General features: G+C 67.3%; 19 protein-coding genes. 13 read left to right on the forward strand and 6 right to left on the reverse strand.

What is annotated here, in order from left to right; all coding sequences use genetic code 11:
• The first annotated feature begins 6 nt into the window (after positions 1-6).
• The 7 genes from EV665_RS03715 (at position 7) to EV665_RS03745 (ending at position 5,052) form a co-directional block, all read left to right on the forward strand.
• Complete coding sequence (locus EV665_RS03715; RefSeq protein WP_133033143.1) at positions 7-1,548, forward strand: Na+/H+ antiporter subunit D; 1,542 nt, start codon at positions 7-9, stop codon at positions 1,546-1,548.
• 1 nt (position 1,549) lies between these two features.
• A complete protein-coding gene (locus tag EV665_RS03720) occupies positions 1,550-2,023 on the forward strand; it encodes a Na+/H+ antiporter subunit E (protein ID WP_133033144.1) in 474 nt (157 codons plus the stop codon).
• Positions 2,023-2,388 carry a cation:proton antiporter gene (locus tag EV665_RS03725; RefSeq protein ID WP_133033145.1) on the forward strand — a complete coding sequence of 122 codons (366 nt, stop codon included), beginning with the start codon at positions 2,023-2,025 and terminating at the stop codon, positions 2,386-2,388. Before EV665_RS03720 ends, EV665_RS03725 begins: the two co-directional genes overlap by 1 nt.
• The gene (gene mnhG, locus EV665_RS03730) at positions 2,388-2,744 is read left to right on the forward strand and encodes a monovalent cation/H(+) antiporter subunit G (RefSeq protein ID WP_064329484.1); all 357 of its coding nucleotides are present in this window, start codon (positions 2,388-2,390) and stop codon (positions 2,742-2,744) included. Before EV665_RS03725 ends, mnhG begins: the two co-directional genes overlap by 1 nt.
• A 413-nt stretch (positions 2,745-3,157) precedes the next feature.
• The gene (locus EV665_RS03735; RefSeq protein WP_064329485.1) at positions 3,158-3,592 is read left to right on the forward strand and encodes a Ros/MucR family transcriptional regulator; all 435 of its coding nucleotides are present in this window, start codon (positions 3,158-3,160) and stop codon (positions 3,590-3,592) included.
• A 232-nt stretch (positions 3,593-3,824) separates the two neighbouring features.
• A complete protein-coding gene (locus tag EV665_RS32795; protein ID WP_245507640.1) occupies positions 3,825-4,265 on the forward strand; it encodes a helix-turn-helix domain-containing protein in 441 nt (146 codons plus the stop codon).
• Complete coding sequence (locus tag EV665_RS03745) at positions 4,258-5,052, forward strand: DUF6456 domain-containing protein (RefSeq protein WP_245507641.1); 795 nt, start codon at positions 4,258-4,260, stop codon at positions 5,050-5,052. Before EV665_RS32795 ends, EV665_RS03745 begins: the two co-directional genes overlap by 8 nt.
• Before the next feature lie 330 nt (positions 5,053-5,382).
• Here EV665_RS03745 and EV665_RS03755 read toward each other — a convergent pair whose 3' ends face one another.
• Positions 5,383-5,802: a SufE family protein gene (locus EV665_RS03755; RefSeq protein ID WP_064329487.1), complete on the reverse strand. Its 420-nt coding sequence runs from the start codon at positions 5,800-5,802 to the stop codon at positions 5,383-5,385.
• A gap of 208 nt (positions 5,803-6,010) precedes the next feature.
• Positions 6,011-6,436: a DUF5330 domain-containing protein gene (locus EV665_RS03760; RefSeq protein WP_064329488.1), complete on the reverse strand. Its 426-nt coding sequence runs from the start codon at positions 6,434-6,436 to the stop codon at positions 6,011-6,013.
• A 512-nt stretch (positions 6,437-6,948) separates the two neighbouring features.
• Here EV665_RS03760 and EV665_RS03765 point away from each other — a divergent pair.
• From EV665_RS03765 to EV665_RS33055, 5 genes are all read left to right on the forward strand, one after another.
• Positions 6,949-8,475 (forward strand): sensor histidine kinase, encoded by a 1,527-nt coding sequence (locus EV665_RS03765; protein ID WP_133033146.1) that lies wholly within the window; start codon positions 6,949-6,951, stop codon positions 8,473-8,475.
• A complete protein-coding gene (locus EV665_RS03770; RefSeq protein WP_133033147.1) occupies positions 8,447-9,160 on the forward strand; it encodes a peptidoglycan-binding domain-containing protein in 714 nt (237 codons plus the stop codon). The genes EV665_RS03765 and EV665_RS03770 overlap by 29 nt, the downstream gene beginning before the upstream one ends.
• 123 nt (positions 9,161-9,283) lie before the next feature.
• Positions 9,284-10,735, forward strand: a complete 1,452-nt coding sequence (locus tag EV665_RS03775; protein ID WP_133033148.1) for a methyl-accepting chemotaxis protein — start codon at positions 9,284-9,286, stop codon at positions 10,733-10,735.
• A 201-nt stretch (positions 10,736-10,936) separates the two neighbouring features.
• Positions 10,937-11,308 (forward strand): DUF1491 family protein, encoded by a 372-nt coding sequence (locus EV665_RS03780; protein WP_064332459.1) that lies wholly within the window; start codon positions 10,937-10,939, stop codon positions 11,306-11,308.
• A gap of 143 nt (positions 11,309-11,451) precedes the next feature.
• Positions 11,452-11,583: a hypothetical protein gene (locus EV665_RS33055; protein WP_256388502.1), complete on the forward strand. Its 132-nt coding sequence runs from the start codon at positions 11,452-11,454 to the stop codon at positions 11,581-11,583.
• Between the two features lie 9 nt (positions 11,584-11,592).
• Here EV665_RS33055 and EV665_RS03785 read toward each other — a convergent pair whose 3' ends face one another.
• A complete protein-coding gene (locus tag EV665_RS03785; RefSeq protein WP_133033149.1) occupies positions 11,593-12,507 on the reverse strand; it encodes a DUF2336 domain-containing protein in 915 nt (304 codons plus the stop codon).
• A 667-nt stretch (positions 12,508-13,174) separates the two neighbouring features.
• On the opposite strand from EV665_RS03785, the gene EV665_RS03790 reads away from it, so the two are divergent.
• Entirely contained in the window at positions 13,175-13,363 is a 189-nt protein-coding gene (locus EV665_RS03790; RefSeq protein ID WP_133033150.1) for a hypothetical protein, read from the forward strand.
• A gap of 132 nt (positions 13,364-13,495) precedes the next feature.
• Here the strand turns inward: EV665_RS03790 and EV665_RS03795 are convergent, their stop codons facing one another.
• Genes EV665_RS03795 through EV665_RS03805 form a run of 3 tightly spaced genes read right to left on the reverse strand, consistent with a single transcriptional unit; the run spans position 13,496 to position 16,855 of the window.
• Complete coding sequence (locus EV665_RS03795) at positions 13,496-14,047, reverse strand: DUF1254 domain-containing protein (RefSeq protein ID WP_133033151.1); 552 nt, start codon at positions 14,045-14,047, stop codon at positions 13,496-13,498.
• Positions 14,040-14,633: a DUF1214 domain-containing protein gene (locus EV665_RS03800; RefSeq protein WP_064329494.1), complete on the reverse strand. Its 594-nt coding sequence runs from the start codon at positions 14,631-14,633 to the stop codon at positions 14,040-14,042. The genes EV665_RS03795 and EV665_RS03800 overlap by 8 nt, the downstream gene beginning before the upstream one ends.
• A 29-nt stretch (positions 14,634-14,662) precedes the next feature.
• The gene (locus EV665_RS03805) at positions 14,663-16,855 is read right to left on the reverse strand and encodes a transglycosylase domain-containing protein (protein WP_133033152.1); all 2,193 of its coding nucleotides are present in this window, start codon (positions 16,853-16,855) and stop codon (positions 14,663-14,665) included.
• Positions 16,856-17,016 lie beyond the last annotated feature (161 nt).

Consider the following 17,016-nt stretch of genomic DNA (forward strand, 5'->3'; position numbering starts at 1 on the left):
CCGCCAATGGCCGCCACGCCGACCGATCTTTCCGCAGCCCTCGTCATGACCCCGGTCGCCACCGCCGACTGGCTGGTCGTGCTGCCGCCCGCCTGGTGCATCCTGGCCGGCGCGGTGCTCCTGATGGCCCGCAAGTCGCTGCACCTGCAGGGCTTCCTCGCGGTTCCCGCGCTGGCCGTACTGGTGCTGCTCGATGCGCTGCTGCTCGCCCATGTCGCGGCGAACGGCCCGGTCACCATGGTCATGGGCCGCTGGCTGCCGCCCTTCGGCATCGCGTTCACGGCGGACCTGACGGGCGTGCTCTTCGCGCTTGCGGGCGCCGTCGTGGCGCTTGCCGGCGCCGTGCACGCGCTGACCGATATCGACGGCAGCGGCCGGCGCTACGGCTTCTATCCGTTCCTGCTGCTGCTGATGGCCGGCGTTTCCGGCGCCTTCCTGACGGGCGACATCTTCAACCTCTATGTCTGGTTCGAGGTGCTGCTGATCTCGTCCTTCGGCCTCATCACGCTCGGCTCGGAGCCGCGGCAGATCGACGGCGCGATCAAGTATGCCTTCCTCAACCTCATCGCCACGACGCTGTTCCTGATCACGACCGGCTATCTCTACGGCATCTTCGGCACGCTCAACATGGCCGACATCGCCGCGAAGGCGGCAGCGGGCCGCGCCGAGCTGCCGCTGATGACGCTCGCCATGCTCTACCTCACCGCCTTCGGCATGAAGGCCGCGGCCTTTCCGGTGAATTTCTGGCTGCCGGCCTCCTACCATACGCCGCGCATCGTGGTGTCGGCGCTGTTCGCGGGCCTCCTCACCAAGGTCGGCATCTATGCGCTGCTGCGCACGCTGATCATGCTCTTTCCCGTCGAGCGGGAGGAACTGAGCTTCGTCATCGCGCTCACCGGTGCCGCCACCATGCTCCTCGGCGCGCTCGGCGCGCTCGGGCAGAACGACATCCGCCGGCTGCTCGGCTATCTCGTCATCTCGGGCATCGGCGTCATGCTGGCCGGCCTGTCGCTCGGCAGCCCGGGCGGCACCGGCGGGGCGATCTTCTATGCGCTGCATTCCATGGTCGTGATGACGGGGCTCTACATGGCCGCGGGGCTTGCCGGGCGGCTTTCCGGCACGTTCGACCTTTCCCGCCTCGGCGGGCTCTATGCGCGCTCGGCGCTGTTTTCCGCGCTGTCGCTGGTGCTGTTCTTCGCCGTCTCCGGCCTGCCGCCGTTCTCCGGCTTCTGGCCGAAGGTCATGGTGGCCAAGGCGGCCATGGACATCGGCGCCTGGTGGCTGGCGGCGGTGGTCTTCCTCAGCGGCTTCCTGACCACCATCGCGGTCGGCCGCGTCTTCCTGCTGGCCTACTGGCGGCCGGCGGGCGGCGCGCTTTCGGCCGAGACCATTCCGGCCAGCGCATTGCTGCCGCTCGTCGCACTCACGGCGCTGACGGCGGTCTTCGGCCTCTTCCCGGAGGCGCTGCTCTCGACCATCCAGCTCGCCGCGCAGGGGCTGGCCGATCCGCGGGCCTATATCGGTTCCGTCTTTCCGGGAGGCAACTGACATGCGGCCCGCCTTCACCGTCGCCCTCTTCGCGCTCGCCTGGCTCGCCGTCTCCGGCAGCTTCACCATCCCCAACCTGCTGCTCGGCCTTGTCGCCGGCGGACTGTCGCTCGCCCTCATCCGCGATCACATCCGGCCGGACGGGCGGCGCGTCCGGCCCCTGAAGCTGCTGTCGCTCGTCCTGCTGTTCATCAAGGAACTGGCGCTCTCCGCCTGGAAGGTTGCGGTGCTGGTGGCGAGCCCGAAAATGGTGCTGAAACCCGGCATCTTCGCCTTTCCGCTGACGGTCGACCGGGATTTCGAGATCACGCTGCTCGCCAATCTCATCACGCTGACGCCGGGCACGCTCTCGGTCGACGTCTCCGTCGACCGCAAGGTGCTCTATGTGCACGCGCTCGACTGCTCCGATCCCGTCGGCGCGCGACGGGACATCGCCGGTGGTTTCGAGAAGAAGATCCTGGAGGCCTTCCGCTGATGGGCGCCGAAACCGTCATCTCCGCCGCCGCCACGTTCGCGCTCTTCCTGATGTGCGCGGCCTTCTTCCTGACGGCCTACCGGGTCGTCAAGGGGCCGACGCTGCCGGACCGCATCGTCGCGCTCGACATGCTGGTGGCCATCGCCATCGGCTTCATTGCCGTCCTCGCCATCAGGACCGGCTTCAACCTCTATATCGACATCGCCATCGCGCTCGGCCTCGTCGGCTTCCTCGCCACCGTCGCCTTCGCGCGCTTCGTGCTGCGCCAGGGCATGGAAGCGGACGAACCGGCAGCGGAAGGCGAAAATCCCGGCCGCAGGGGCGGGCGGCAGAGGAAAGCGGCCAAGGCAAGGAGGCGGCGCTGATGCTGGATCTCGTTCTCGCGGTCATCGTCGCCGTCATGCTGGTCGCCGGCGGCGTCTTCACCTTCCTGGCGGCCCTCGGCATCGTGCGCCTGCCGGATGTCTATACGCGCATGCATGCCGCCTCGAAGGCCGGCACGGTCGGCTCAGGCCTCATGCTCTTTGCCGCCGGCATCCATTCGCTCGATGCGGCGATCTTCACCCGGGCGCTCGCCGGCTTCGTCTTCTTCGTGCTGACGGCGCCGATCGCCGCCCATCTCATCGCCAGGGCGGCTCATGAGGCCGGTTATCGCCTTTCGCGTCATACCGTGCTCGACGAGATGCGCGACGCGCGCGAACGCAGCAACAAGAAGCGTTGATAAAGGGTTGAGGTGCAAACCCCAAGAAATTATAGTATCCACTAATTTTTATTGGTTTCTCTTTACCTCAAAGATTTCAGGGTTGTTTCTCTAAAATAATACTGGACAACGAATTGCGGAATGATATTCCAGACGAAGTAAAGCATTCGGGTTGATTTGGCTTGCGTGCGGCTTTCCTGTTTAAGTTGAGTTCGGACCGTATTTATGCCTAGAGGGGTATATGTCTCGGAAAGAGCTGCTGCATGACGCGATGGCCGCTGTAGTGGAAGTTATATTGACGGAAATGTCTGCATTTCGACCGGCGAGCATTATTCTGCCACAGGATCGCCCGACAAGGACGCTTTACGCCGAATTGATTGTCCAGGCCGGTGGATAGGGCCATCGACCTTCGCGTTGTCCGACAGGAGAAAGAAATGACCGAAACAACCCTTGGCGCCGGCTCCAATCTGCTTGTGGAACTGACTGCCGATATCGTCGCTGCCTATGTCGGCAACCATGTCGTTCCCGTCTCAGAGCTGCCGGGCCTGATCGCCGACGTGCATGCCGCGCTCAACAACACGACGCAGCCCGCCGCCGCCGTGGAAGTGCCCGTCGTCGCCGAAAAGCCGAAGCCGCCGGTGCCGGTGAAGAAGTCCGTGCAGAACGACTACATCATCTGCCTGGAAGACGGCCAGAAGTTCAAGTCGCTGAAGCGCCACCTGATGACCCATTACGGCATGACCCCGGAAGAATACCGCGAGAAGTGGGACCTGCCGGCCGACTATCCGATGGTCGCGCCCGCCTATGCGGAAGCCCGTTCGCGCCTCGCCAAGGAAATGGGCCTCGGCCAGCGCCGCAAGGGCAAGTAAACCCCGCATCCGGAATGCGGAATGAAGGCCGGTCCCGCATGGGGCCGGCCTTTTGCGTTTGCCGGCCGGTCTGGGCGCATATCGGAGGAGATTGAGGAATAAATGCCTATGCGGGGAAGGTTGGCATAAATTTATAAAGAAATTCAATGCATGGTTGCGGGGTGATGCTTCATTCGTCCCCGTCGATCCTCTAGGGTGTATGAATAAATTCCTATCAACGGAGTGGCCAGTCATGCACCAGTTCATCGTTCCCCACCGGCGGGCGTCCTTCAAGACCGCGTCCGGCTCCGCCCTCGCGCCGGAGACCAAGAGCGCCGTGCCGGGTGCGGCGCCGGCCCTGCCGGTGGTGCCGGCCGGCGTTGCCTGCCGCATCGTGCGCCAGCTCGTCCTGGAGATGACGGCGATGGCGGGCGACCGCTCGCTCTTCCGGCGCGACAGCCGGCGCTCCACCTGCCATGTGCGCCAGATCGCCATGTATGTCTGCCATGTCGTGCTGCAACTGTCGCTGTCCGATATCGGCGCGGCCTACGGGCGCGACCGCACCACGGTCGGCCATGCCTGCAATGTGGTGGAGGATCGCCGCGACGATGCCGCCTTCGATGCCTTCGTCTCGGCGATCGAGCGTGTCGTGCTGTCGGTCTTCGGCCTGGCGGGGATCGGCAGCCATGCGTGAGGGGGCGGTGATGGACGATGCCGCGCTTGCGAAGATCCTGCGCTTCCTGCTGGCGGTGGGCGAGGCGCGGCTGGCCGAAGACGCCGTCCTTGCCGCCGACGGGCGCCGGCAGCCGCTCGCCCCGGCGGTTCTCGCCGAGGCGCTGCGCCTCGGCCTCGTCGAGCGAAAGGGCGAGCGGCTTTTCGCGGCGGCGGAAGCGCGGGCCTATCTGAAGCGCCGGCTCTGCACGGCCGAGACGCCCTTTGCCCTGCAGCACCGCGACATGGCCGAGGTGACGGTGCTGCGCGACGGGGTGCGGGAAAGGGCGCTCGCCAACCGGCTGGAATCGCCGCTGGCGAGCCTCACGCGGCTGAAGGAGAAGACGGGCGAGGCGTTCCTGCCGGACACCGCCCTTGCCGCCGGCGAGCGGCTGCATGCGGATTTCACCCGCGGCGGCCTGCAGCCGCGTTTGACCATGTCCTGGGAGCCGCGCATCGCCGGCCGCCAGAAGGGCGAGGCGGGCGCGGCGCGCGAGCTCACCGACACCGCGCTTGCCGCGCGCCTGCGCGTCGCGCGCGCCATCGCGGCGGTCGGGCCGGAACTGTCGGGCGTCGCGCTCGATGTCTGCTGCTTCATGAAGGGGCTGGAGACGGTGGAGCGCGAGCGGCAATGGCCCGCCCGCTCGGCCAAGCTGATGCTGCGCGCCGCCCTGATGGCGCTCGCCCGCCACTACGCCCCGCCGGCCCCGGCCGGGCGGCGGGCGCATGCCTGGGGCGCGGAGGGCTATCGGCCGGATCTGCCGGGGTGAGGGGGCCTCGCAGGCAGGTCGATGGCGGGAATGCGGCGTTAGGTTCGTTGTTCCGCAAAATGGGCACGGCAGCCGCATATGAGCAGGCGAAGCAGCATGTGGCATCACCCCCCTCTGGCCTGCCGGCCATCTCCCCCTCAAGGGGGGAGATCGGCAAGAGGCAAAAACCTTGCTCAATCAGCAGCTTTTGAGATTGGCGGGACGGTGCCCCATCCAATCTCCCCCCTTGAGGGGGAGATGGCCGGCAGGCCAGAGGGGGGTGATGGCCCGGTCGACAAGGGAGATCGGGGGCAGCGATGCTGAGGCCGTTCAGGCGAAAATGCCGGCCGCCTACGCCGCCACCCGCATCGCCGCCTCTTCCCTTATGCGCCGCACCATCGAGCGCAGGCCGTTGGCGCGCTGGGAGGAGAGGTGCTCGACGAGGCCGATGGCGTTGAAGGTGTCGATGGCGTCGAGGGCGGCGATCTCGGAGGCGCGCTTGCCGGAATAGATGGCGAGCACGATGGCGACGAGGCCGCGCACGATATGGGCGTCCGAATCGCCCGTGAAGGTCATGACCGGATCGGCGCCCGCGCCGACCTGGCTGACGAGCCAGACCTGGCTGGCGCAGCCCTGCACCTTGTTGGCGGCCGTGCGCTGCTCCTCCGGCAGGTCCGGCAGCGCCTTGCCGAGCTCGATGACATAGCGGTAGCGGTCCTCCCATTCGTCGAGGAAGGCGAAGTCGTCGATGATCTCTTGCAGCGTGGCCATGGTTCTTCCGTGTGCGGGGACTGCCTTCATATAGGCGAGGCCGCCCGGAATTTGAACCGCAAACCGACGGGGCAAAAAGAAACGCCGCAGGGAACGGGTCCATGCGGCGGTTGCAGGGCAACGAGTGAGGCAGGCAGAAAAACGGTCGGGCGACGTCCGGAGGGGAAAGAGGATCCGTTTCCGGACGGGCGGGAATTGGGGGGCGGTATCAGCCCTTGTGGTCGGGGCGGCGGGTCGGGATGGCGACGGTGCCGGTGATGACCTCGTCGTCGGCGTCGATGGTCGCCATGGCCGGGAGCGGCTGGTCGAGCGCTTCCCTGGCGGCCGGATCGGCCTTGGCGACGGCGGTGCCCTCTTCGGCGAACTGGGTGTCGAGGAACTGGTAGGCGATGCGGGCGCCTTCGCGGGCCCGGTGGCCGAGGGCGACGAAGGTCTCGGCGCCCTTCTCGCAGACGTCGGGCTTTTCCAGGCACATGGCGGTGACGTAATGCAGCGCTTCACTGGCGGCGGTGAAGGTGCCGCCGATCTCGACCGTCGGGCCCTTCTCCAGCTTGGCGGAGGATTCCGCGTCCAGGAAGGGGAGCAGGACGAGAACCAGTGAGAACCAGAACGTTCCCTTGATCAGAAACCACATCGCTTGCCATCCTCGTTATCGCCTCGGCTCTTTGCGGCCTTCGGCTTGTCTGGTCCTTGGCGAACCGTTGATGCGAGAATAGGGGCGGGAAGGAAATTCCCCTTTGCAGGAATCATTCGGGTTTTGCCCAGTTTTGATTAAAATGCGATCTATCTCGTTCCTGTCGGCACTTTAAACGCATTTGAGGCGGATTTTAGCGATTGCCGTTAAGGATCGTGGCGGGCCGCGCCGCGGCAAGGCGCCGGAATGCCGGGAGGGCGTCTTCCGGCCCTTTGCCCCAGAAGTTAATATGAACAGAAAAATGCCGCAAAATGAGGCGCTTACGCCCCGTTAACCACGCCGGACGAATGGCCGTTGGATTGCCCCGAAATGGGACTTTTGGGCCTTTTTGACCCGCTTTCAGGCCCCGCCGTTTATCCTTTCCTTAAGTCGCCGATGCGATTTTGGGCGCACCAAAAGAACATAAACGGCAGGGTATCGCGTTGCGCCAATTGACCACCATCGCTGACAGAATGGCAGCCCGCCTGGGCGCCGTTGCTGGCGTTGCTGGCGCGTCCGTTGCCGATCAGCGCCCGTCCGCGTCGCTGCGCGCCACCACGCTGGCGCTGCTGGCGGCCGTTCCCGGCCTGCCGCTCATCCTGTCCGCCGTCATGCCCGCCTCCGCCGCGCTGCCGGCCGGCGTCGCGCTGGCCGGCGCCGGCGCACTGCTGACGGCGGCGGCCGCGACCCTCAAGGAAAAGCCGGCGCCGCAGAAGAGCTTTGCCGAGGAGCTGGCCGCCGCCGCGCCGCCCGCCGCCTCTCCTTATGATCTCTTCGCCGGCCTCGTGACGCTGCACGATGCGCGCGGCTTCGTCACGGCGGTGCATGGCCGCGACCGCGCCGACATGCTCGCCTGGATGCGCGATCCCATGGGCCGCGGCTATCTCGACCAGATCCATGTGTCCGACCGGATCGGCTTCCTCGCCGCGATCGACCGCCTGCGCCAGGGCGGCACGCGCGAGACCGTCGAACTGCGCATCGACCGCCCGCGCATCGAGGCGGATGCCGAGCAGTTCACCCATATGCGCGTGGAAATGACGGCGCTTGCCGGCGCGGACGGCGCGCTGGCCGCCGTCGTCGCCCAGTCGCGCGACATGTCCGACGAGGCGCGGCTGCGCGGCGAGAGCGCGCGCAAGGCGGCCGAGGCCGAATCGGCCAACGACGCCAAGACGCGGTTCCTGGCCGCCGTCAGCCACGAGCTGCGCACGCCGCTGAACGCCATCCTCGGCTTTTCCGACATCCTCGCCGGGGAGTATTTCGGCAAGCTGGAGAACGACCGGCAGCGCGAATATGTCACGCTGATCCACCAGTCGGGCTCGCATCTCCTGTCGGTCGTCAACACCATGCTCGACGTCTCGAAGATCGAGGCGGGCCGTTACGAACTCATGAGCGAGCCCTTCCTCGTCGCCGACAGCGTGAAGGCCTGCGAGCAGATGCTCGGCCTCCAGGCGCGCGAGAAGGGCATCAAGCTGACGAGCCGCGTGCCGCGCGCCATCGGCGAGGCCGTCGCCGACCAGCGGGCGATCCAGCAGGTGCTCATCAACCTCGTCGGCAATGCGATCAAGTTCACCGACCGCGGCGGCATCGTCACCATCGATGCGACGCGCGAGGGCCGGGACCTCATCCTGACCGTCAGCGATACCGGCATCGGCATCCCCGCCGACAAGCTGGCGCTGATCGGCCAGCCCTTCATGCAGGTGCAGAACGAATATACCCGCAAATACGAGGGCACCGGCCTCGGCCTGTCGCTGGTCAAGGGTCTCGTGGCGCTGCATGGCGGCAGCTTCCTCATCCAGAGCCGGCCGGGCGAGGGCACGGTCATCAGCGTGCGCGTGCCGGCCGACGGCTCCGGCATCGCGCAGGAAAACGACCTGCGGCCGGGACCTGCATCCACCGTCGAATTTCCGCCGCGCCTTGCGGCTGTGATCGAGACGGTTTACGAGCCGTCGCGAGATGGCAAGGACACGAACGATGAACGCGCACGTCAGAAGACAGCCTGAGCGGCGGCCCCAGGGCCAGACCCGCAAGGGCCGGTCCGGCACCCGCGTGGAGCCGCGCCGGCCGAATATCGTGATCGCCACGCTTGCGGCGCTCGGCGGCCTTGCCGCGCGCCACCCGACCGTGGTCGGCGGCACCTGCGCCTTCGTCGTGGTCTTCTCCTTCGTCGCCGCCAATGCGCTGTGGTACCAGCCGGGCGGCCATCCGGCGCCGTTCCTGAAGATGCGCTCGGCCGACAATTCCCTCGGCTTCACCGCCACGAAGCCCGAGCCGCACGATGTGACGACCTTCGTCATCGAGCGGGCCGAGGAGGGCGAGCCGCTGCCCGAGGTGACCGACGTGACGCCCGCCGAGCGGCCCTTCGACGAGGTGGCCAAGGTCATCGAAAGCAAGCCGGCCCAGACGCAGGCGGACGTCGAGGAAGACCCGGTGGCCGCGGCCATCCTGCAGGCCGAGGCCGATCCGGCCGTCACCTCCGCTGTCGCGCGGCCGGTGCCGAGCGAGCTGGTGATGAAGATCCAGAAGGGCCTCAGCAACATCGCCTATACGGATATCGCCGTGGACGGGCTGATCGGCGAGAAGACCCGCACGGCGATCCGCCATTTCGAAAAGCACTATCGCCTGCCGGTCACCGGCGAGCCGAACGAGAAGGTGCTCGCCAAGCTGAAGGACATCGGCGCGCTCTGACGAAGGCGGGCTCCATGCGACCAAAGTCGCATGCCGCAATGGCACATCTGCCGATGGTTCTTAAAGGATGCGTTAACCATGCCTGCCGGATGATCCGATCATCATCGGGAGGATCGTCGAACCATGTCCAACGCTGCCTTGCGTGAGACTGCGCATACCCGAAACGAGGACGAAGGACAGGCGCCGGTCGATGGCGCTGCGCTGCGCCGGGTCGTCGGCTCGCTGGCCGTCGAGGCGTCGGATCTCGGCCTGCATCTCGTCGATATCGCCGGCTCCATCCAGGACACCGCCGCCCAGTCGCGCGAGCACGCTACGCTCTTCACCCGGCTGACCCAGTCGGCGACCGCGATCGCCAGCGCCAATGGCGACATCGCCCGCTCGCTCGGCGAGACGGACCAACTGGCCGCGAGCGCCCGTCAGGTGCTCGGCGAGCAGGCGGTGCAGCTCGACGGCTCGATTGCCGCCATCGACCACATGGTGACGGCCTCCAACGAGATCGGCACGGAAATCTCCGCCTTTTCCGGGGCGCTGGCCGATGTCGGCCGGCTTGCCGACGCCATCGGCACCATCGCCCGGCAGACCAACCTCCTGGCGCTGAACGCGGCCATCGAGGCGGCGCGCGCGGGCGAGGCGGGCAAGGGCTTTGCGGTCGTGGCGGCGGAGGTGCGGGCGCTGTCGCTCGAAACCTCAAGCACGACGGCCTCGATCCAGAAGACGCTGCAGGCGCTGCGCGCCCGCATCGACCGGCTGGAGGCGGCGGGCGAGGAGGCGCGCGTTTCCGCCGAGGGCGTCAAGGCGACGGCATCGCAGGTTCAGGGCTCGTTCGCCGGCGTCGAGGAGGTCATGTCGAAGATCCTCGACAGCGCCTCGGCGCTCGCCGCGACGACGGGCGCCGTGGACCGGGAGTGCAGCGACTTCGCACGCTCGATCGGCGCGGCTTCGGCGGAGGTCATCCGGTCCAACGAGACGCTGCAGGGCGCTTCCGGCAAGGTCGGCGAGGTGGTGGCGATTTCCGAGCGCATCATCCAGGCGACGGCGAGCGCCGGGATCGAGACGCCGGACAGTCCCTATATCCGCCTCGTGCAGCAACTGGCCGACAAGGTCTCGGCGCGCTTCTCGGCCGCCGTCGCCAGCGGCGAGATGGGCATGGAGGCGCTGTTCGACCGGCAGTACCGGCCGATCCCGGGCACCGATCCGGTGCAGATGACGACGCGTTTCACCGATTTCACCGACCGCGTGCTGCCCGATATCCAGGAGCCGGCGGTGGCCGCGGACACGCGCATCGCCTTCTGCGCGGCGATCGACGACCGGGGCTACCTGCCGACGCACAACCGCAAGTTCTCCGAGCCGCAGCGGCCGGGCGATCCGGCCTGGAACACCGCCAACTGCCGCAACCGCCGGATCTTCGACGACCGGGTGGGGCTTGCCGCCGGGCGCAGCACGGAACCCTTCCTCGTGCAGACCTACCGCCGCGACATGGGCGGCGGCCAGTTCGTGCTGATGAAGGACATCTCCGCCCCCATCACCGTCAACGGCCGCCACTGGCGCGGGCTGCGGCTGGCGATCCGGGTGTGAGGCGGGGCTTTTCCTGGCCGCGGTGATGGCGGCGCTGCCCCTCATCCCGCTGCCGCGACCTTCTCCCCGCAAGCGGGGCGAAGGGGAGGATGCAGCGTTTTCCCGGGTCCATCGCGGGCATTGTTTGGGGAATGGTAGCGGGATGAGGGCGCGCCAGGCTTCGCCATTGCCCGATCACGCCGCGCCGTGTATGCCGCCGCCATGCGCCTTCGTTCCGATATCTTCGTGTCCGCCCTGATGCGCCGCGTCTTTGCCCGTGGCGATTTTGCGGCTGTCGAGGTGAAGGGCGCGGAGGAGGCGGGGGCGGTGTTCGTGCGGCAGGTGTTCCGCGACGGGGCGGAAAGCCTCCATGCGCCGGCGCCGCAGAGCTTCTTCGAGGCTGAGGAGAGCGGGCTCCGGCGCTTCGAGACGCGCCTGGAGCGGGTCGAGGCGCCTGCCGTCGCCGAGGCGCTCGCCCGGGAGCGGCGTTTCGACGGCGATCTCTGGGTGGTGTCGATCGAGACCGACGATCTCGGCGATCTCATCGACTTTGCCGCCGCCGAGCCGAAGGACGACGGGTTCTTCCGGCGCTGACGATGCGCTGGCGCGCTCCAAGCGCGCGATAACGGCGGTTTCGTTCCGGGGGCCTGTTCCCGCGGGAACATCGCGGCGGCGCCGGGCATGGGAAAAGGGAGGCACACAGGCGCTGGCCTGTGTCGAACCCTCGGAGAAACGCCATGTTCATCGTGCTGCCCGCTCTTGCACTGCTGATTTCGGGAATGTTCGTCGTGACCACGCTCGCCGCGCTCTCGGCCGAGCGCAACGAAGGCGCGACGATTCGCGTACCGGCCAGGCGCCGGATTTTCTAGTAGAAACGATCAGCCGGCGGCGCGGTGCCGCGTGGCTTCGGAGGACCTGTCGTGGTGATCCTGCCCATTCGACTGCGCGTCGTCGGCGTTTGCCGCCTTCGGCAGGCCGTTGCCATTCGTGTAGCTGTCCGCCCGCTGCCAGCTTTCGACCCGGTCGATCGCCTCGGCCGGGTCTAGCGCCGAAAGCAACGCCGCCGCGCCCCCTTCGGCGAGGTGCGGATAGATCTTCGTCAGCACGAACAGGCTGTCCGCGTCCGGCACGTCGAGCGCCAGGAGCGTCTCGGCGAGCTGGCGGCCGGACACGTCGAGAAGGATGCGCTCGGACAGCCACTGGCTGGAGCCGAGCGCGTCGGCGAGCGTGACGGCCAGCATGCCGGCCTCGCCCGCGCGCGCGAACCGCACGAACAGCGCCTGGTGCGCCTCCGTTGCCGGCTCGAGCCCGAGAGGCGCTTCGACGGCGGGCGTTGCGGCACGCACCAGGGCGCGCAACTCCTCGCGGATCTGTTCTTCCCGCTCCAGCCTTGCCGCTTCCTTCAGCGACGCCTCGCGATCCTCGCCGACCCTGCGGCTGGCATGGTCCTGATGGCTTGCGACCAGCGCCTCGACCACGGCGGGGGAGAGGTCGTCCCGCCGGCCGATGGCGCGGGCATGCTCCGGGCCGGCGGCGCGCAGCACATGCATCAGCGTGCGATCGGCAATGGCCTTCGAGCCCATGAGGAAGATGGCGGCGACGCCGATCGGCTGGGTGGCGATGAAGAGGGCGGTTTCGTCCGGCACCTGCGGGCAGCGCGAGAGCGCGGCGACGGCCTGCCGGCGGGCCTCCTCGGTGGAGGCGTTGTAGAGCGGCTCGAAGAGCTCACCGAACTGGCGCAGGTCCGAGCGCGAGGGAAAACGCAGGCTCTCGAAGCTGGAGACCGTGGCCATCAGCACGATGTCCTTCGGCCGCCCTGCCTGCGGTCTCTCCAGTTCGCGAAACCTGTCCGCCACAAAACACCTGTTCAGTCCCCGGAACGGCAGCCCCCCGCCGCTTCCCAATCGTTCATGAAAAGTAGAGGAAAAGCGTTAGCAAGGCGTTAACCCTGCTCGCGCGGAAACCGCAATGTTTACAACGCAGTGCCGCAAGGGTTGCAGCGGGCGGGCCGGCGGATGCGGACCGTATCGGCACAGGCCCCGCCCGCCCGGCGGGCGCTCCGGCCTGTACCGCAGGGAACAGCGAACACGCGCACTTCACGCTAGTGTTAACAGCATGTTAACCCGATAGTCGCTAGTTTTAGGGACAAGGATCGGCTCGTCTATTGCGATGGACGTGTTATGATTCGATCATGTGAGCGGTGGATCCGTCGAAAGACGCCCGCCGTTCCGCGAGGGAAAGGTGCGATGTTCCGGATGCCGGACGGTCGCCAGACACATTCCCGTGAATGGGAAACTTCTGGTCCCGTATCGCCGTTTTCCACCCGTATGCGACTGGGAAGACATCGATCTCATGTCGCGTCCGGGGGTGACGGAACCGGATGCACCGGCCCGTTGAAACGGGCAGGGTGAGATTTGTAGGAGTGCTTCATCCGTCTCGATTCTTCTTTTGGAGGCGAGAATGGCAGACGTGGTACGATTGAAGGAATGGCTCGCGCGAACGCCGCGACGCGACACCATCCGCCGTGAGGCTCCGGCCCAGGTTCTTCTCTTCACCGGCGTGCGATACGAGCGCCTGACGCCCGCCATGCTGGCGGCCCGCGGCAAGGCGGCAAAGCAGGGCGCGCCGGACACCGCCCGCCGGCCCTGAACCTCTTCCGATCGCTGCCCGGTGCAGCGCTCGGAGCATGCGCGTGCGGCCGCCGCGCATTGCCTGAACGGGCCTGAACGGCCTTCGCGGGCCATGTCCCGCTTCACCATGCTCCTTTCGGAGCGATCCTTCCTATTGTTCCGCCGTGAAGGGCTCGCAGCTTGCCTCTGCCAGGAAGGCGATCGCCGCCTCCTCGCGGCTTTGCGTCGGCACGAAGGTGCGCAGCACGGCATAGCCTTCCTCACCGCGCATTTCGACGAGGATCGACTGTTCCAGCTCCGCCGGCACGGCCTTGCGGATGGCGATGAGCTGGATGGGCGTGGCGATCAGCGTGTCGAGCGCGCTGCTGACCGACGTGCGGTCGTTCATGCTGAACACCTCGTTGGAGGCGCTGTCATAGACGGCGAGCGACCAGAACGGCACCTCGCCCTCGGCAAACAGCCGGATCGGGCCGCTTTCCACGGAAAAGGCGCAGACCGCCGTCTTCATCGACGGGTCGTCGTTGATCGGGGCGAGGGAATCGCTGTTGCCCGCCAGCGGGAAGAAGCGGTTCGTCTCGCCGAAGGCCTGCACGCGGGTATAGGCGTCGCGGCCGGTGAAACTCGGCAGCGACAGGATGATGACGATGTGCAGCAGCGCCGCGCCGACGAGGCCGACGGCGATGGCATAGAGGAGGCTACGCATCGGCACAGTCCAGCCGCGTTATGCCGGGCATGGCAAGGTCGATGACGCCGGAACTGCCGGCGGTCGGCGTGTCGAGCAGCGTCATGACCAGGAGGAACGGCGCCCTGCCTTCCGGCACGGCCAGCCAGTTGCCGGGCGTTGCCGAGGAGGCGATGCGGATGGAGAAGGTGCTGTCGGCGCCGCGCAGCACCGACCAGGCGTTGAGGCCCGTCGGCAGGCCGGGGCGGGCATCCTCCAGCGGATTGCCGTTGCGGTCCGCCGCGTGTAGTGTCCAGAGGCGGGCGGGCGGCGTGATGCCGCGGATCTCGTAGCGGCAGTTTTCCACCAGCGTGCGGTTCGCGCTGTCCGTCGCGGCGGTGAAGGTGAGGCCCTCGGCACTGCCGAGCAGCAGCTTGCCGTCGCGGGCGCGATGGGCTTTCGCGTAAGGGTCGGCATCGACCGTCTGGGCGGTCGGGAAGGCGGTCCAGGGGCCGAGCGCGATGGCGCCGAAGCCGACCGTCGCGCGCAACGCATAGATCGAGCTCAATATGCCGAGGCCGAAGGCGACGGCGAGCGCTGTGGCGATGACGAGGGGCGTACGGAACAAGGCGATCGACCGTTGGAATCAGGTTGCCGTCACTCTGTCCGGTTCGCCGGAGCAAGGTCAAGCGCTCCGTCGAGTGCGGCGACCCGGCCGTCGGCCTTCAGCGCCGGCGCCGCGCCGAGATCACGGGCGACGTCCTTCAGGAGCTTCGTCACGTCGGCCGAGAGCGAGCGCGGGCGCACGAGCGCGGGCAGCGCGTTCTCGTCGCTCGCGGCCGCAGCCACCTCCTTCGCCTTCTTGCCGTCGGGCAGGGGGTTCTCGATGCCGGGGATGGGGCGCAGCTCGATGCCCTGGTGGGCATAGTCCATCAGCCGCTTGAAGGTCATGGCGGGCAGCGAGCCGCCGGTCATGTTGTTGGTGGACGTGTAGTCGTCGTTGCCGAACCAGACGGCGGTCGTGTAGTTGCCGGTGAAGCCGACATACCAGGCGTCGCGATAGGCCTGGGTCGTGCCCGTCTTGCCGCCCGAGACGATGCCGCGGTCGAGCGCGCCGCGCCGTGCCGTGCCGCTCACCGGGATGGTGACGAGGATGCGGTTCATCGACGACATGGCCGCTTCCGACAACACCTGGCTGGCCGGCGGCTCGTCGCGGCCGAAATCGTAGAGGATGTCGCCGTCGTAGTTGAGGATCTGGCTGATGCCGTGGCGGCGCGCCGAGACGCCGCCGGCGGGAAAGACGCCATAGGCGGCGGCCTGGTCGAGCACGGTGACCTCGGAGGTGCCGAGCGGCATGGTCTTGTCGGTGCGGATCGGCGTCTCGACGCCCATGGCCTTGGCCATCTCGGCGATGCGCTTCGTGCCGAGCTTGTCCTTGGCAAGGCGCACCGGCACGGTGTTGATGGACTTGGCGAGCGCCGTCATCAGCGTCATGCGGCCGGCATAGCTGCGGCCGTAGTTCTGCGGCGACCAGCCGCCCCAGCTGATCGGCGCGTCGACGATGGTCGTCTCCGGCGTCATGCCGGATTCCATCGCGGCCGAATAGGTGTAGACCTTGAAGGAGGAGCCCGGCTGGCGCAGCGCGCGCGTGGCGCGGTTGAACTGGCTTTCGCCATAATCGCGCCCGCCGACCATGGCGCGCACGGCGCCGCCGTTTTCCATCATCACCAGCGCGCCCTGCTTGACGCGGTAGCTCTCGCCATACTGGCGAAGGCCGCTTTCCACCGCCTCCTCGGCGGCGGCCTGCAGGCCCATGTCGATCGTCGTGCGCACGACGAGGGAGTGCTGGGCGAAGGGCTTTGCGATGCGCTGCACCTCCTCGAAGGCCCAGTCGAGGAAGAAGTCGGGCGCCGTCTTCTCGTTGCGGTCGATGACGGTGGCGGGGTTGCGCCGCGCGGCGATCACCTGGCCCTCGGTCATCAGCCCGCCCTGCACGAGGTTGGTCAGCACCTCGTTGGCGCGGGCGCGGGCGGCGGGCAGGTTGACGTGCGGGGCATAGCGGGCGGGGGCCTTGAAGAGGCCGGCGAGCATGGCGGATTCAGCGAGGTTCACGTCGGTGACGTTCTTGCCGAAGTAGAATTGCGCCGCCGCGGCCGCGCCGAACGTACCGCCGCCCATATAGGCGCGGTCGAGATAGAGGCGCAGGATCTCCTTCTTGGAAAGGTTGGCTTCCAGCCAGAGGGCGAGGAAAGCCTCCTTGATCTTGCGCTCGATGGTGCGCTCGTTGGAGAGGAAGAGGTTCTTGGCGAGCTGCTGGGTGAGCGTCGAGCCGCCCTGCACGACGCCGCCGGCCCGGGCATTCTCGTTCATGGCGCGGGCAAGGCCGAGGAAATCGATGCCGAAATGGCTGAAGAAGCGGCGGTCCTCCGTCGCCAGCACCGCCTTGATCAGGTGGTCGGGCAGTTCGTCGATCGGCGCGGAATCCTCGTGGATGATGCCGCGGTGGCCGATCTCGTTGCCGTAGCGGTCGAGGAAGGTGACGGCGAAATCGCTCTGGGCGCGCCAGTTGCCCTTGGTCTCCTCGAAGGCCGGGAGCGCGAGCGCGAGCAGCAGGACGAAGCCGGCAGTGCCGAGGTTCATGCCTTCGCCGGCCACCTCGAAGACCGCCTTCTTCCAGCCCTTCACATGGAAGCGGCGGGAGAAGATGGTGATCTCCTCCCAGATCTCGGCCGCGCGAAAACCGGCGTTCCAGACCGTGGAATCGATCCAGGAATCGATGCGCAGGAAGATATGCCGCTTGCGGCGGCGGGGTCTTTTCGGCGTCTGGCTGTCGTCTTGCACGGTTCGCATACCTTTGGCGGGGGCGGGTGCAGCCTGCCTGCGTTGGGTTAACGTCCTCTCACCACCGGTTTATTCGGCGAGGATATCAGTCTTTTGAAGGCAGCAGAACGGATTTCGCGGGGAAGGGTTAGCAGCCGGGCTCTTGACCTTTGCGTCCAAGGGGTTCAGGG

Source organism: Shinella granuli, from assembly GCF_004341885.1.
Classification (GTDB): domain Bacteria; phylum Pseudomonadota; class Alphaproteobacteria; order Rhizobiales; family Rhizobiaceae; genus Shinella; species Shinella granuli.